The organism is Streptomyces sp. NBC_00989 (assembly GCF_045162655.1).
GTDB lineage: Bacteria > Actinomycetota > Actinomycetes > Streptomycetales > Streptomycetaceae > Streptomyces.
In genome coordinates, this window is the sequence record NZ_CP108728.1 from 1,371,292 (window position 1) to 1,384,264 (window position 12,973).

At 70.9% G+C, this 12,973-nt stretch carries 14 protein-coding genes; 8 read left to right on the plus strand and 6 right to left on the minus strand.

Features of this window, described 5'->3' with window-relative positions:
* Nucleotides 1-3 precede the first annotated feature (3 nt).
* The 3 genes from OG714_RS06195 to OG714_RS06205 form a co-directional block, all read right to left on the minus strand.
* Nucleotides 4-531, minus strand: coding sequence for an SRPBCC family protein (locus OG714_RS06195; protein ID WP_406119100.1), 528 nt, complete (start codon nucleotides 529-531; stop codon nucleotides 4-6).
* Between the two features lie 6 nt (nucleotides 532-537).
* Nucleotides 538-882, minus strand: a complete 345-nt coding sequence (locus OG714_RS06200) for an ArsR/SmtB family transcription factor (protein ID WP_406119101.1) — start codon at nucleotides 880-882, stop codon at nucleotides 538-540.
* Nucleotides 883-960: 78 nt separating this feature from the next.
* A complete protein-coding gene (locus OG714_RS06205) occupies nucleotides 961-1,398 on the minus strand; it encodes a VOC family protein (RefSeq protein ID WP_406119103.1) in 438 nt (145 codons plus the stop codon).
* 89 nt (nucleotides 1,399-1,487) lie between these two features.
* On the opposite strand from OG714_RS06205, the gene OG714_RS06210 reads away from it, so the two are divergent.
* Nucleotides 1,488-2,165: a TetR/AcrR family transcriptional regulator gene (locus OG714_RS06210; RefSeq protein ID WP_406119104.1), complete on the plus strand. Its 678-nt coding sequence runs from the start codon at nucleotides 1,488-1,490 to the stop codon at nucleotides 2,163-2,165.
* Here OG714_RS06210 and OG714_RS06215 read toward each other — a convergent pair.
* Nucleotides 2,159-3,001 carry an alpha/beta fold hydrolase gene (locus OG714_RS06215; protein WP_406119106.1) on the minus strand — a complete coding sequence of 281 codons (843 nt, stop codon included), beginning with the start codon at nucleotides 2,999-3,001 and terminating at the stop codon, nucleotides 2,159-2,161. The two genes, OG714_RS06210 and OG714_RS06215, sit on opposite strands and share 7 nt — an antisense overlap.
* Before the next feature lie 123 nt (nucleotides 3,002-3,124).
* Here OG714_RS06215 and OG714_RS06220 point away from each other — a divergent pair, with 123 nt between their 5' ends.
* Entirely contained in the window at nucleotides 3,125-4,627 is a 1,503-nt protein-coding gene (locus OG714_RS06220; RefSeq protein ID WP_406119108.1) for an MFS transporter, read from the plus strand.
* A gap of 224 nt (nucleotides 4,628-4,851) precedes the next feature.
* On the plus strand, nucleotides 4,852-5,232 hold the full coding sequence (locus OG714_RS06225; RefSeq protein WP_406119110.1) for an STAS domain-containing protein: 381 nt from the start codon (nucleotides 4,852-4,854) through the stop codon (nucleotides 5,230-5,232).
* Nucleotides 5,233-5,368: 136 nt separating this feature from the next.
* Here OG714_RS06225 and OG714_RS06230 read toward each other — a convergent pair whose 3' ends face one another.
* The gene (locus OG714_RS06230; RefSeq protein WP_406119111.1) at nucleotides 5,369-5,806 is read right to left on the minus strand and encodes a protease inhibitor; all 438 of its coding nucleotides are present in this window, start codon (nucleotides 5,804-5,806) and stop codon (nucleotides 5,369-5,371) included.
* 359 nt (nucleotides 5,807-6,165) lie between these two features.
* Here OG714_RS06230 and OG714_RS06235 point away from each other — a divergent pair, with 359 nt between their 5' ends.
* From OG714_RS06235 to OG714_RS06255, 5 genes are all read left to right on the plus strand, one after another.
* The gene (locus OG714_RS06235) at nucleotides 6,166-6,717 is read left to right on the plus strand and encodes a hypothetical protein (protein WP_406119113.1); all 552 of its coding nucleotides are present in this window, start codon (nucleotides 6,166-6,168) and stop codon (nucleotides 6,715-6,717) included.
* Nucleotides 6,718-6,920: 203 nt separating this feature from the next.
* The gene (locus tag OG714_RS06240) at nucleotides 6,921-8,507 is read left to right on the plus strand and encodes a purine-cytosine permease family protein (RefSeq protein WP_406119115.1); all 1,587 of its coding nucleotides are present in this window, start codon (nucleotides 6,921-6,923) and stop codon (nucleotides 8,505-8,507) included.
* Nucleotides 8,507-9,172 (plus strand): cyclase family protein, encoded by a 666-nt coding sequence (locus tag OG714_RS06245; protein WP_406119116.1) that lies wholly within the window; start codon nucleotides 8,507-8,509, stop codon nucleotides 9,170-9,172. Before OG714_RS06240 ends, OG714_RS06245 begins: the two co-directional genes overlap by 1 nt.
* A gap of 47 nt (nucleotides 9,173-9,219) precedes the next feature.
* The gene (locus tag OG714_RS06250) at nucleotides 9,220-9,915 is read left to right on the plus strand and encodes an alpha/beta fold hydrolase (RefSeq protein WP_406119118.1); all 696 of its coding nucleotides are present in this window, start codon (nucleotides 9,220-9,222) and stop codon (nucleotides 9,913-9,915) included.
* A 49-nt stretch (nucleotides 9,916-9,964) separates the two neighbouring features.
* Complete coding sequence (locus OG714_RS06255; RefSeq protein WP_406119119.1) at nucleotides 9,965-10,942, plus strand: 2-hydroxyacid dehydrogenase; 978 nt, start codon at nucleotides 9,965-9,967, stop codon at nucleotides 10,940-10,942.
* Here OG714_RS06255 and OG714_RS06260 read toward each other — a convergent pair.
* Nucleotides 10,935-12,572, minus strand: coding sequence for an RICIN domain-containing protein (locus tag OG714_RS06260; protein ID WP_406119121.1), 1,638 nt, complete (start codon nucleotides 12,570-12,572; stop codon nucleotides 10,935-10,937). The two genes, OG714_RS06255 and OG714_RS06260, sit on opposite strands and share 8 nt — an antisense overlap.
* Between the last annotated feature and the right edge of the window lie 401 nt (nucleotides 12,573-12,973).

Sequence of the window (12,973 nt, forward strand, 5' to 3'; positions counted from 1 at the left end):
GCGTCAGTCCAGGCCCGGCACGGCCGCGCCGGAAGGGACCCCGGCCGCCAAGTAGCCGTCGTAGAACGCCTTCCAGGGCGCACCGGCACCGGAATGCGGTCCCTCGGCGCGCTCGCCGCGGGCCTTCGCGTCCAGGGCGGTCAGGCAGACCTCCCAGCCGGCGCCGTTGCGGGACGCGGTGTTCCCGGCGCTCAGGACGTTGGTGAGGGTGAAGCGGGTGCGCTTCTCCTCGACCTCCTCCAGGTCGAAGTGCAGTTCGTCGCCGCCCCATTCGAAGGAGAGGTGCCGGGGCGCGTCGACGGCGATGACCCGGCCGGTCGACTCCGGCATGTCGGGATCGCCGCTGAAGGTGACCGTGCCGCCGGGGCGCAGCTCGAACTCGGCGCGTGACGGGAACCATTGGGCGAGTTCGTCGGGGTCGGTCACGAACTGCCAGACGCGGTCGAGGGGTTGGTCGTAGGTGCGGCTGAAACGGACGGCGGGGCGGCCGTCGTCCAGCGTCAGGTACGTGCCGGTGAGATCGACGGACATGACGGATCAGTCCTTCGGGGTGGGGTGCGGGGTGTCGTCCTCCGACGTCTCGTCGAGGCGTTGGCCCAGCCGGTCCAGGCTGCGGTTCCACAGCTCGCGGTAGGGGGCGAGCCAGGCGTCGAGTGCGGCGATCGGTGCCGGGTCGAGGGCGTAGACGCGGCGCTGTGCGTCCTGTCGTACCCGGACGAGGCCCGCGTCCCGCAGCACCCGCAGATGCTTGGACGTGCTGGGCTGGCTCAGACCGCATGCCTCCACGATCTCGCCGACGGGCCGGGGCCGCTCCAGTAGCAGGGCGACGATGGCCCGCCGGTGGGGATCGGCGAGGGCGGTCCAGAGCGAGGCGTCGGACATGACTTCAATATTCCTCGGCGGTTATATTCCCGTCAAGGAATGCAGAGCCCCGGAACCGGGACCAGGACCGCATCCCCCTCAGGCGACCCGGCGGCCGTACCCCGCCGCGTCCCCGTGATCCACCCCGTGCGCCGCCCAGCTGTACAGATGCAGGTCGAGGCCGTCCGGGTCGTTGAACACCAGCAGCCAGCCGATCGAGGCCTCGATCACCGGCGAGTGCGGGATGCCGAGGGTGTCGAGGTGGGCGGCCCAGGCCTCGACGTCGGCGCGGTCCCGGACCGCGAAGCTGACCGGGTCGAAGCCCTGACAGCCGTGTGCCGCCTCGGAGTTGACCCGCAGGCAGAGCATGGAGTCGCCGAGTCCCGGGACCTCCCCCGCCACTCCGCGCACGACGCCGTCCGCGTCCGCGAACTCATGGGTGACCTTGAAGCCGAGGACGCGGCCGTACCAGTCGCGCGAGCGGTCGAGGTCGGTGACAGGCATCTTCACGTGGTGGATTCCGGCGAGCTCCGGCATGGCACCCACACTCCTCATCGCCCTGATTTCACGCCCTGATTCATTTCACCGCAGTACCACTGCGACGATTTACTTCTAGACTCCTCCCCATGTCCGACCCCGTCAACCAGAAGAGCAACCAGGCGAGCAACCCGAAGAGGCCCTACCGCTCGGCCAAGCGCGCCGAGGCGGCGGAGGCGACCCGCGCCCGCATCCGGGAGGCGGCCGCCCGGCTCTTCACGGAGAAGGGGTACACGGGCACGCGGATGAAGGAGGTGGCGGCGCTGGCCGGTGTCGGCGAGCGCACGCTGTACGACGCGTTCCCCACCAAGGCCGCCCTGTTCGGGCACACCCTGGGCGTCACGCTCGCCGGCGACGAGGAACCGGTCGCCGTGCCGGAACGCCCCGAGACCCTGGCGATCCGGGAGGAACCCGACCCCGAGCGCGCCATCGGCCGCACCGTCGACCAGATGACCGGCCTGCTGGAACGCGCCGGCGACCTGATCATGGTGACCGTCGAGGCGGCCGGCGCCGACCCGGACATGCGGGCGTCCGCCGACGCCGGCGCCGAGGCGACGTACGGCGTGCACCTCGCCCTGACCACGGCACTTCAGGAGCGCGGAGCCCTCCGCCCGGGCCTCGACGCGGGCACCGCCGCCGACACGCTGTACGCCCTGGCGTCACCGCACACGCATCAACTCCTGCGCAGGCACCGGGGTTGGACGCGGGACGCCTATCGGGCGTGGCTGCGAAGGGTGTTGGTCACGGAGTTGCTCGGTCCTCACTGAGCCCCGCCCTCCCAGAGTTCCGGCACCTCGCCTTCCCGGCTGTACATCTGGGTCGCCAACACCCGTACCGCCGCCGCGAATCGGTCCGGGTCGCGCAGGAACTCCATGTGGATGCCGGGGAATTCGACCCACGGCACGCCGATCCGCCGGGCGATCTCGATCGACGGCCGCGCGTAGTACGTACCGCGGTCCTCCGCGCCCGCGCCCAACACCACAGGAAACGGCGCCGACTTGAGCGCGGTCTCGTCGGGCCGGAAGGCGGCGAAGCCGGGCCACTCCGTGCCGAAGAGGTGGTCCTGGTTCCCGAGGAACCGCTTCCAGAGGTCGGCGGGCCAGCGGTACGTGCCCTCGCCGCGTGTCGTCTCCGCGAACCGGCGGCCGGCCGCGGGTGCCCCGCCCTGCTCGTACAGTGCGGCCAGTTCCGCGAAGAAGCCGCGCCCGGGGTCGCCGTCGGGCAGGACGTTCGCGGCGGGCGGTTCATGGGCGATGAGGCCCGCCATCACCTCCGGGTGCCGCGCGGCCAGCGTGAGGCCGATGATCGCGCCTCCGCTGTTGCCGAAGACCAGCGCCCGGCCGCCGGCCAGGCCGTCGATGAGCGCGCGGGCGTCGGCGGCCTGCACGGCGAGCTCCATCGGCACCGGTGACCTGCCGGAACTCCGCGAGTTGCCGCGTCGGTCGTACGAGATCACCATGAATGCGTCGGAAAGGGTCGCGGCGATGCCGGAGTAGTAGTCGGCGTCTCCCCCGGCCCCGCTGATCATCAACAGCGCCGGGCCGGTTCCGCGCACCTCGTAGTACAGCCCGGCCCCATCGACCTCGAAGACGCCACTGCGCATGCCTGCTCCCCGTCCTCAGCGAAACGTTGCCGTTTCGCTGAAAGTGCTCTAGTCTCCATGTGTACGAAACCGTTTCGTTTACGTTTTGGTAAACCCCGAACGACTTCCCTGGAGTGGTTCCCGATGTCCCAGAAGACATTGACCGAAGACACCCGGTCGGGTGCCGGGGAGGCGCAGTCCGCGTCCTCCTCCAAGCGCTGGTGGATCCTCGCGATCGTCGCCGTAGCGCAGCTGATGGTGGTCCTTGACGCCACCATCGTGAACATCGCCCTGCCGTCGGCCCAGAAGGACCTCGGATTCTCCGACGGCAACCGGCAGTGGATCGTCACCGCCTACGCCCTGGCGTTCGCCTCCCTGCTGCTGCTCGGCGGCCGGATCGCCGACCTGTTCGGCCGCAAGACCGCCTTCCTGGTCGGTGTCGTCGGATTCGCCGCCGCCTCCGCGCTCGGCGGCGCCGCCACCAGCTTCGAGATGCTGGTCACCGCACGCGCCCTCCAGGGTGTCGCGGGCGCACTGCTCGCGCCGGCCGCGCTCTCCCTGCTCAACACGACCTTCACCGACGCCCGCGAGCGCGCCAGGGCCTTCAGCGTCTACGGCGCCATCGCCGGCGCCGGTGGCGCGGTGGGCCTGCTGCTCGGCGGTGTGCTGACCGACGCCTTCGACTGGCGCTGGACGCTCTACGTGAACGTCGCCATCGCCTTCGTCGCCTTCGCGGGCGGCTGGGTACTGCTGAGCAACCACCGTGACGCCGCGGGCTCCAAGCTGGACGTGCCGGGCACGGTCCTGGTCGCCGGTGGCCTCTTCTCCCTCGTCTACGGCTTCTCCAACGCCGAGACGCACGACTGGAGTTCGCCGCAGACCTGGGGCTTCCTGATCGTGGGCGTCGTACTGCTCGCGGCCTTCACCTGGTGGCAGAACCGCGCCGCGCACCCGCTGCTGCCGCTGCGCATCCTGCTCGACCGCGACCGGGGCGCCTCGTTCCTCGCCGTGCTGATCACCGGTGCGGGCATGTTCGGCGTGTTCCTCTTCCTCACCTACTACCTCCAGCTGAACCTCGGCTTCAGCCCCACCAAGACCGGTGTCGCGTTCCTGCCGATGATCGGCGCCCTGATGGTCATGGCGCAGATCGGCACCACGATGCTCGTGCCGCGTGTCGGCCCGAAGGTGATCATCCCGCTGGGCTTCGCCATCGCCATGGTCGGCATGGCCTGGCTGACCGACATCGGGACCAGCTCGTCCTACGCGACCCATGTCCTGCCGCAGCTGATCGTGATCGGCGCCGGTCTCGGCATGGTGATGCCGCCCGCGATGCAGCTCGCCACGGGCGGCGTGGCCGCCGAGGACGCTGGTGTCGCCTCGGCGACGGTCAACGCCATGCAGCAGGTGGGCGGTTCGATCGGTACGGCGCTGCTGAACACGCTGGCCGCGAGCGCCGCGACCGACTACCTGGCCGGGAAGGACGCGCGCAGCAAGCTGGTCCAGGCGCAGGCGACGATCGAGAGCTACACCACCGCGTTCTGGTGGTCGGCGGGCTTCTTCGCCGCGGGCACGGTGATCGCGTTCGTGCTCTACCGTCGCGGGGTCCCGCAGCAGGACGCGGACGCCGCACCGGTCGTCCACATGTGACCGGCTCCGCCCGAGCCTGAGCCGCACAGACCGAGGGGCCGCCGTCCGCAGGGAGACGGCGGCCCCTCTTCTCCGGAGTGACGCTTGAACAGAAGTCAACCTCCGGAACCGAAATTCACCTTGTCGAGTGAACCAGATCTTGCGCACGGCGTGTCGGGGATGCCGGGGGCTCCTCCGGGGTAACTACCGAGACCGAATGCGCCCCGTGCCGAGGTGGAGCGGCCATGACAGCGGAAGCGGACGAACGCGACAGTCCCACAGCCAACTCCTGTGCCCGTACGCGGTCGAGGGGCCCCTTCACGGTGGTCGAGGTCTCGGGCGAGATCGACATGGCGACGGCCGACCTCGTCGTAGAACATCTGGACGCCGCGACGGCGGTCGCGGAGCCCGACGTGCTGGTGGACCTGCGGCCCGTCGAGTTCTTCGACTGCTCGGGGCTGCGTGTCCTGTGCCGGGCCGAGCGGCGGGCCAGGGAGCGCGGCGGCCGGCTGCGGATCGTCTCCGACGGACCGCGCATCGACCGGCTGTTGCGCGCCTCGGGGCTGCTCGGCCGCTTTCCGCCGCTCCGCGTGCTGCCCTCGCGGACCGAGCGGCCGCAACGATGACAGGGGCCGGCACGGGCGACCCCACACCGCCCGGCCGACCCCTGGATGCGGGACCGCAGTGCTCCGTGACAGGGGCACGCACTCCCCAGCTACGGACCCTCCCTGGTACTCACGGAGACCGTGCGATCCCGGTCTCTCAGAACGTGAAGACGCCTCCGTATCCGTAGGAGTCCTTCACGCACTCGTTGGAGAAGACGCGCTCGTAGGAGACGCGTCTGCCCTGCCAGACACCGTCGATCGTGACGACGACGGGGCGGTAGAGCTTGTTGCAGAGCACGTCGTCCCGGGCCGACAGGGCGTCGAAGTCGCCCCCGACGCCGCGCAGTTCGGCGCAGGCCGCAGCAGCGGCCGGGTGGGTGCCCGAGGAGGTCGGCGCGCAGGTGAGGGTCACCGCGCGTTCCGGTGTGGCGAGGGCGGCGTCGTCGCCGTGGCCCATGGTGAGCACCAGGGCCGAGGGGGCGTAGAGCGCGGCCGGGCCGGCTCCGTGGGCGGCGAGGGCGGACCCGGTCAGGGGTCCGCAGACGGCGGTGGCCGTCAGGCCCAGGGTCGCTGCCCAGCGCGCGGTGTTCCGCATTGTGTGCATCCTTCCGCTCGGTACGGACCGATCACGAAACGATCGGTTCGAAGAGGTGCCGGTCCCGCTCGGTCGGTGCCGGACCGGCGGGCGCCACTCTGCCGAGTCCGTCGCGGAAACTCACATCCCACCCACAGGTTTCAGTAACCTTGCGTATTGAATCAGTGGCGTGAAGTCACAGAATTCGAACGCGCGAACCCCGTAACCACACGGTTCTTGATCGCCAGAGCGGGTCGGATGGCCGGTTTACCCGTGCTCGCCAATCGTCCTGAAACAGTCCCGAAACATTCCGCTTCAGCTCTCGGCGCACTCCGCCGCAGCCCCTTGCCTTCGCTCCGCTCGCGAGTAATCGTCATTACATGATTACGACAGAGCAGCAGGAGAAGCTTCGCGGCTGGTTCACCGGCCGTCTGCCCGACGACCTGTTCGAGGAGCTGGTCGAGGTCACGGTCGACCGTGAGGAGGTCACCGTCATCGGCCGCATCCCCGCGCCCAAGCTCACCGAGGGCGTCTCGGACGCCGAGAAGGAGGCGGCCGTCCAGGGCCGCGTGCAGGAGTTCCGCGAGCGCACCCGGGAGACCCGGATCGCCCTCGCCCGCGAGGCCGAGCACCGGTTCCGCAGGAAGGTCTCGTGGGGTGTGGAGTGCGCCGGGGAACGCTCCCTGTTCACTCACATCGCCGCGCCCGTCATGACCCGGCTGCGCCAGCCCGAGCGCCAGGTCCTCGACACCCTCATCGCCGCCGGCGTGGCCCGCAGCCGCAGCGACGCGCTCGCCTGGTGCGTCCGCCTCGTCCAGCGTCACACCGACGACTGGCTCAGCGAACTCCGCGACTCCCTCGAACACGTCCAGCGGGTCCGCGCCCAGGGCCCCGACGCCGAACCGGAGGACGTCCCGGGCGACAGCGCGTAGGAACAGCGGTGGATGATTCCTCCACCCACGGCACGGAAGATGGATGAACCGTCCTCTGGTGCGGGTGTCACGGCCGGCCATAACGTCGGCAGACCCCCTGAGGACGGCATCCGCTCACCCCGCCCACCCCGCGCGCGTGAACGGCCGTCCCCTCCGCCACCGCGCCACAACGCGCTCCACCGCCGTCCCCCGCTGGAGCCCCCTTGTCCGAGCAGCCCGCCCCCTCCCCCGCCGCACCGAGCCAGTCCCTGACCGAGGTCGAGACCTACGGCGTCGAGCGCATCCCCGACGCGGACCGCACCGCCACCCCGCTCGACCTGTTCCGGGTCGCGTTCGGCGGTGCCAACACCTTCTCCACCTGCGTGCTGGGCGCCTTCCCGATCCTGTTCGGCCTCTCCTTCTGGCAGGGCCTCGCGGCCACGCTCCTGGGAGTCGTCGTAGGCGCCCTGATCCTGTGCCCGATGGCGGTGTTCGGCCCGGTCAACGGCACGAACAACGCGGTCGCCTCCTCCGCGCACCTGGGCGTGCACGGCCGGGTCGTCGGCTCGTTCCTGTCCCTGCTCACCGCCGTCGCGTTCTTCTCCATCTCGGTGTGGAGCTCCGGCGACGCCCTGGTCGGCGGGGCGCACCGCCTGTTCGGCCTGGAGCAGAGCACGCTCTCCTACGTCGTCGCGTACGCGCTGTTCGCGGTCCTGGTCCTTGCCGTCTGTGTCTACGGCTTCCGGTTCATGCTGTTCGTCAACAAGATCGCCGTGCTGTCCGCGACGGTCCTGTTCCTGCTCGGCGCGATCGCCTTCGCCGGTGACTTCGACCCGTCGTACGCCGGTGTCTTCACGTCCTCGGCGGACGCGGCGACCCAGGCGCTGTTCTGGCCGTCGTTCATCGGCGCGGCCCTGATCGTGCTCTCCAACCCGGTCTCCTTCGGCGCGTTCCTAGGCGACTGGTCGCGCTACATCCCGGCGAACACCCCGCGCCGCAAGGTGATCGGCGCCGCGTTCCTCTCCCAGATCGCGACCCTGCTGCCCTTCGTCTTCGGCCTGGCGACCGCGAGCATCATCGCCGCGAAGGCCCCCAAGTACGTCGATCCGGCCGCCCCCAACTTCGTGGGCGGACTGCTCGCGATCTCGCCGAGCTGGTTCTTCCTGCCGGTCTGTCTGCTGGCCCTGATCGGCGGCATGTCGACGGGCACGACCTCGCTCTACGGCACCGGGCTCGACTTCTCGTCGGTGTTCCCGCGGCTGTCGCGGGTGCAGGCGACGTTCCTGGTCGGCGTGCTGTCGATCGCGTTCATCTTCGTCGGGCGGTTCGGCTTCGACCTCGTCCAGTCGATCTCCACCTTCGCCACGATGATCATCACCTGTACGACTCCGTGGATGGTCGTGATGATGCTGGGCTTCTACACCCGGCGCGGCTGGTACGACCCGGACGCCCTCCAGGTCTTCAACCGCCGTCAGCGCGGCGGGCGTTACTGGTTCGCGCACGGCTGGAACTGGCGCGGCATGACCGCCTGGTGGGTGGCCGCCGTCGTCGGTGTGCTGTTCACCAACATCCCGGGGCAGTTCGTCGGCCCCCTCGGCGACCTGGCCAACGGCGTCGACATCAGCCTGCCGCTGTCGCTCGCCGTCGCCGCCGTGCTGTTCCTCGGCCTGCTCCGGCTGTTCCCCGAACCCCGGGCCGCGTACGGGCCCGAGGGGGCGCGGCTGGCCCGTACCGTCGAGGTCCCGGTGCCGCCGATCACCGGCCCCGGAGCGGACGTCGACGCGCCCGCGCCGGCCACCGCGAGCAGCTGATGCCGGCCTGGTTCGACCTGTCGGTGCCCGTCGTCACCGGGATGCCCGTGTATCCCGGTGACCCGGCCGTCGAGGTCTCCCCCGCGCTGCGCGCACCCCGCGACGGCGTCAACGTCCTTCAGCTGCACATGGGTTCGCAGTCGGGCACGCATGTCGACGCCCCCTACCACGTGGACGACGCGTGGCCCCGCCTCGACGAGCTGCCCCTGGAGCGCTTCGCCGGGCACGCGGTGGTGGCCGACGTACGGGGGCTGCCGGACCGGGCGCCGATCACGCCCGGCCTACTGGCGCCCGCGCTGGGGCAGTTGAGGCCCGGGTCCCTCGTTCTGCTGGCCACGGGCTGGTCCGCGTACTGGGGCACCGACCACTACCTCGCGCACCCGTGGCTCACCCCGGAGGCGGCCGAGGCTCTTGTCGCGGCGGGGGTCCGTACGGTCGCGGTCGACGCCCTGAGTGTCGATCCGACGCCCGAACCCGGCGACGCTACGGCCGACTTCGGGCTGCCCGCCCACCGGGTGCTGTGCGGCGCGGGCGGGGTGATCGCCGAGAACCTCACGGGTCTGGAGCAGCTGGTGGGCATCGCGGACGTGGAGTTGTTCCTGTTCCCGCTGCGGCTGCCGGGGGCGGACGGTGCGCCGGTACGGGCCGTGGCGCGGGCGGTCTGATCGTTCCGGGAAGTGTCGTTGTCAGACCCGGCGGTTACGTTGGGATCATGACTCGATTCGTGGTGGTGGCGGGGGCGTGGCTCGGTGCGTGGGCGTGGGACGAGGTGGTGCCCGAGCTGCGCGGAGCCGGGCACGAGGTCCATGCGCTGACCCTGTCCGGGCTGACGGAGAAGCAGGGGGTTCCGGCCGGGCAGCGGACCCATGTCCAGGACGTCGTCGACGAGGTCGAGCGCCTCGATCTGCGGGACGTCGTCCTGGTCGGACACAGCTACGCAGGTGTTCCTGTCGGTCAGGCCGCCGAGCGGATCGGCGATCGGCTCGCCCGGGTGGTGTTCGTCGACGCGAACGTGCCGGTCGACGGGCAGTCGTTCCTGGACAGCTTCCCGAGCGACCACGTCAGGAAGTCGCTCGACGAGAACGACGGCGGCTGGCCGCCCCTGGACCCGGACGACTACGCGGGCCAGGACCTCACGGACGAGCAGATCACCCGCATCATCACCGAGGGGACCACACACCCGGGTGCCACGCTGACCGAACCGGCGGTCCTGGCCCACCCGTTGGCCGACCTGCCGGCCACGTACGTCAAGTGTCTGCTCGACGGCGACGAGTTGCCGGACCCGGTGGACGAGCTGGTCGGGAGCGGGCGCTGGGAGCTGGTCCGGATGGACACGGGACACTGGCCGATGTTCTCCCAGCCCCGCGAACTGGCCCGTGTCCTGCACGAGTCGGCCACCCGGTCCTGACGTACGCGCGGACCCCGACCCGTCTCCCCCGTCCCGACAAGGATTCCGCATGTCCCCCACGAAGAACGTCCTGGCCGTCGTCCCACCCCACATGGGCGGCCGGAGAGCTGGAGCCGGCCTCGCGACGCTGCTGCCCGAGGGCGTGGACGTCACCGTCGCCGAGACCGTCGACGAGGACCCGCGAGCCCTGCGCGCGGCGCACGTCGTCATCACCGCGCTCTCCCCGGTGACCGCCGAACACCTCGCCGCAGCCCCGGAGTTGGAGCTCGTCCAGTGCGCGAGTCACGGCTTCGACTACGTCGACCTGGACGCCGCGCGCGCCCAAGGGGTGGTCGTCTGCACCATCGGTTCCAGCGGTGCCGAGGCGCAGAACGTGGCCGAGCAGACCTTCGCCCTGATGCTGGCGCTGGCCAAGCAGCTCGTCCCCGCGCACACCGCACTCGTCGAGGGCGACTGGGCGCTCCCCCGCCTCCAGCGCTCCCTGACCGAGCTGTCCGGCAAGACGCTCGGCATCGTGGGCCTGGGCGCCATCGGGCAGCAGGTCGCCCGCCGCGCGGCCGCGTTCGACATGACCGTCGTCTACGCCGGCCGACGTCCCGTCCCCGAGGAGACGACCGCCCGGCTCGGCGGCGCCCGCCACGTCCCGCTCGACGAACTGCTCCGCCTCTCCGACTACGTCACCCTGCACACGCCGCTCACCGACGGGACCCGGCATCTCCTGAACGCGGAGCGGCTCGCGCTGCTCAAGCCGACCGCGTTCGTGATCAACACCGCGCGGGGCGCCCTGATCGACCAGGACGCCCTGGCGGACGCGCTCGAAACGGGCGCCCTCGCGGGTGCGGGACTGGACGTCTTCGACCCCGAACCGCCCACCCCGGCCCTGCGGTTGCTCAAGGCCCCGAACGTGGTGCTCTCGCCGCACGTAGGCGGCGTGACCCGGGAGACGGTGCTCCGGATCGCGCTGGCCGCCGTACAGAACGCCGCCGGCTATCTGACCGGCAACGCGCCTGCCGACGTGGTCAGTTGAGCCGGTCCGCGATCTTCGCGGGGCGCGGTGACGGGGCTCCCGTGCCGGCGATCGACAGCGAACCGGGGCTGGCCGTCACCGAGTCGGTCAGCCAGCGTTGCGCGGTGGAGCCGTCGCGGACCTTGAGGACGATGTCGGCGCCCGGGTCCTTGTTCGTCGAGGTGAGTGCGAGTTCCGAGTTCCAGCGGGGCAGCAACTCGCCCTGCACGGTGAGGTCGTAGCGGACGTCGTTGGCACGCTTGGTCTTCGCGTCGGCGCAGGTGCCGAGGACGACGACACCGGCGTCCGCGTGCGAGTCCAGGCACAGCCCGGGGCTCGCGACGCTGCGCAACAGCCCGTCGGTGTCGTAGGACCACTCCTGGGTCTCGGCCGACGAGCAGACGGCCAGGACGGTGGCGGCGCCGGCCTTCGCGGTGCCCTTGATGTCGAGGCACAGGCCGGCCGCGGCGTTGTGCAGCCGCGTCCGCTGGGGTGTGGCGGGGAGCCGGGCCGTGCCGGGGGCCGACGCGTGTCCGGAGCCGCTGTTCGTGGTGCTGGAGGCGACCGGACCGGTGCCGCCACCGTCGTGGTCCGGCCACAGGACGACGGCGAACACCGTCGCGAGGATCCCGGCACCGATCAGGCCGACGCCGACGAACAGTGATCGGGAGGACCGGGACGCGCGGGCCGCCCGGGCCGCGTCCACGATGCGGCGGCCGGGTGCGGGGATCCGGGACAGCAGCCGGTGTCGCCCCGTGCCGCCGCCGGTGTTTCCGCCGTGCCGGGAGGCGGCCCTCGTCCGCGTGTCGCGGCGGGCGCGGCCGGGCCGTGATTCGAGGTAGCCGCGGGCTCCCCAGCCGAGCACCGCCTCGGCGAGGAGGACTCCCAACCCGCCTTCGAAATAGCTGAGTTGTTCGGCGGCGAAACGGCAGTAGCGGCACTGGGCGAGATGCTGCTGGACATCCGGCAGCAGTGCGCCGCCGCGGCGAATCGGGACGTCGAGGAGCCGGTTGTAGAAGCGGCAATCCTGGGTCGGCGCGAGTTCCCGGTGGGCGCGTACACAGCCTTCGCGGAATTTTTCGTGCGCCTGCTGGAGAGCGGCCGACGCGTTGTCGGTATCCATGCCGAGCAGGGCCGCCGGGACGGTTATCGACTCGGCCTCGACCTCGGTGTGCCACAGCAGACACTGGGCGAACGGCGGAAGGGTCTGGAAAGACCGCTCGGCGAGCTTGCGATTTTCGGCGGTCATGGACTTCGCGGCACGCATGGCGCGGCCCCCGGAGGGTTTCTCCAGGTCCGGCAGAACACTGGATATTCGCTCTTCCGCGGCCCACTCCCGGATCGTGTCGCGCACGGTCAGCAGCAGCCGGGGCCGCAGCGCCACACCGTGTTCGCCGAACGTCAGCCGGTCGAACACCCGGTGGAAGGCGGCCGCGGCGGCCATGGCGGGAATGGCTCCCTCGGCGGCGAGACAGATGCCCGCGTAATCCTGGACCGGCCGCCAGTGCCGCGCCATGAGCAGTGCTACGGAATGAGCGGCCTCGCCCTCCGGACGGCCCCGCAGCCGGGCGGCCAGGGTCTCGTCGGATTCCTCGGGGGCACCGCCGTCCGGCGGTGGGTAAGGAGGACGAGGAGGGTGCGGGATGGACACGGAGTGGATTCCTCGGATTCGCTTCATCAACAGGTCAATGAGCCCCGGGCATTGCCCCCGCGCGGGTGATTCACCCTTGCACAACCCATCGAACCCAACAAGGCACTTGGGTAACTTCCACCTCGTTGAAAGTAAGTCAGATGCGGTGACAACTCGGTTCACTCGCACCGGCTTTCGACTTTCCATGCGCCCCGTGTGAACCATGCGCACACGCCGGTGTGTCGCGCACGCTCCCGGCGCACCGCTCACCGCGGTCCACTGGATCCGGCCCTTCTCGGAGGCCACGCGCTGGACGGCGGCTCTCCCGCGCCAAACGGCCGCCGACCTTGCTCCTCCCGCCCTCGGTCGGCGGCCCCGAGGGCGGGGGCGGCCCACCCCCGCCCTCCCCGCATCAGGCCACG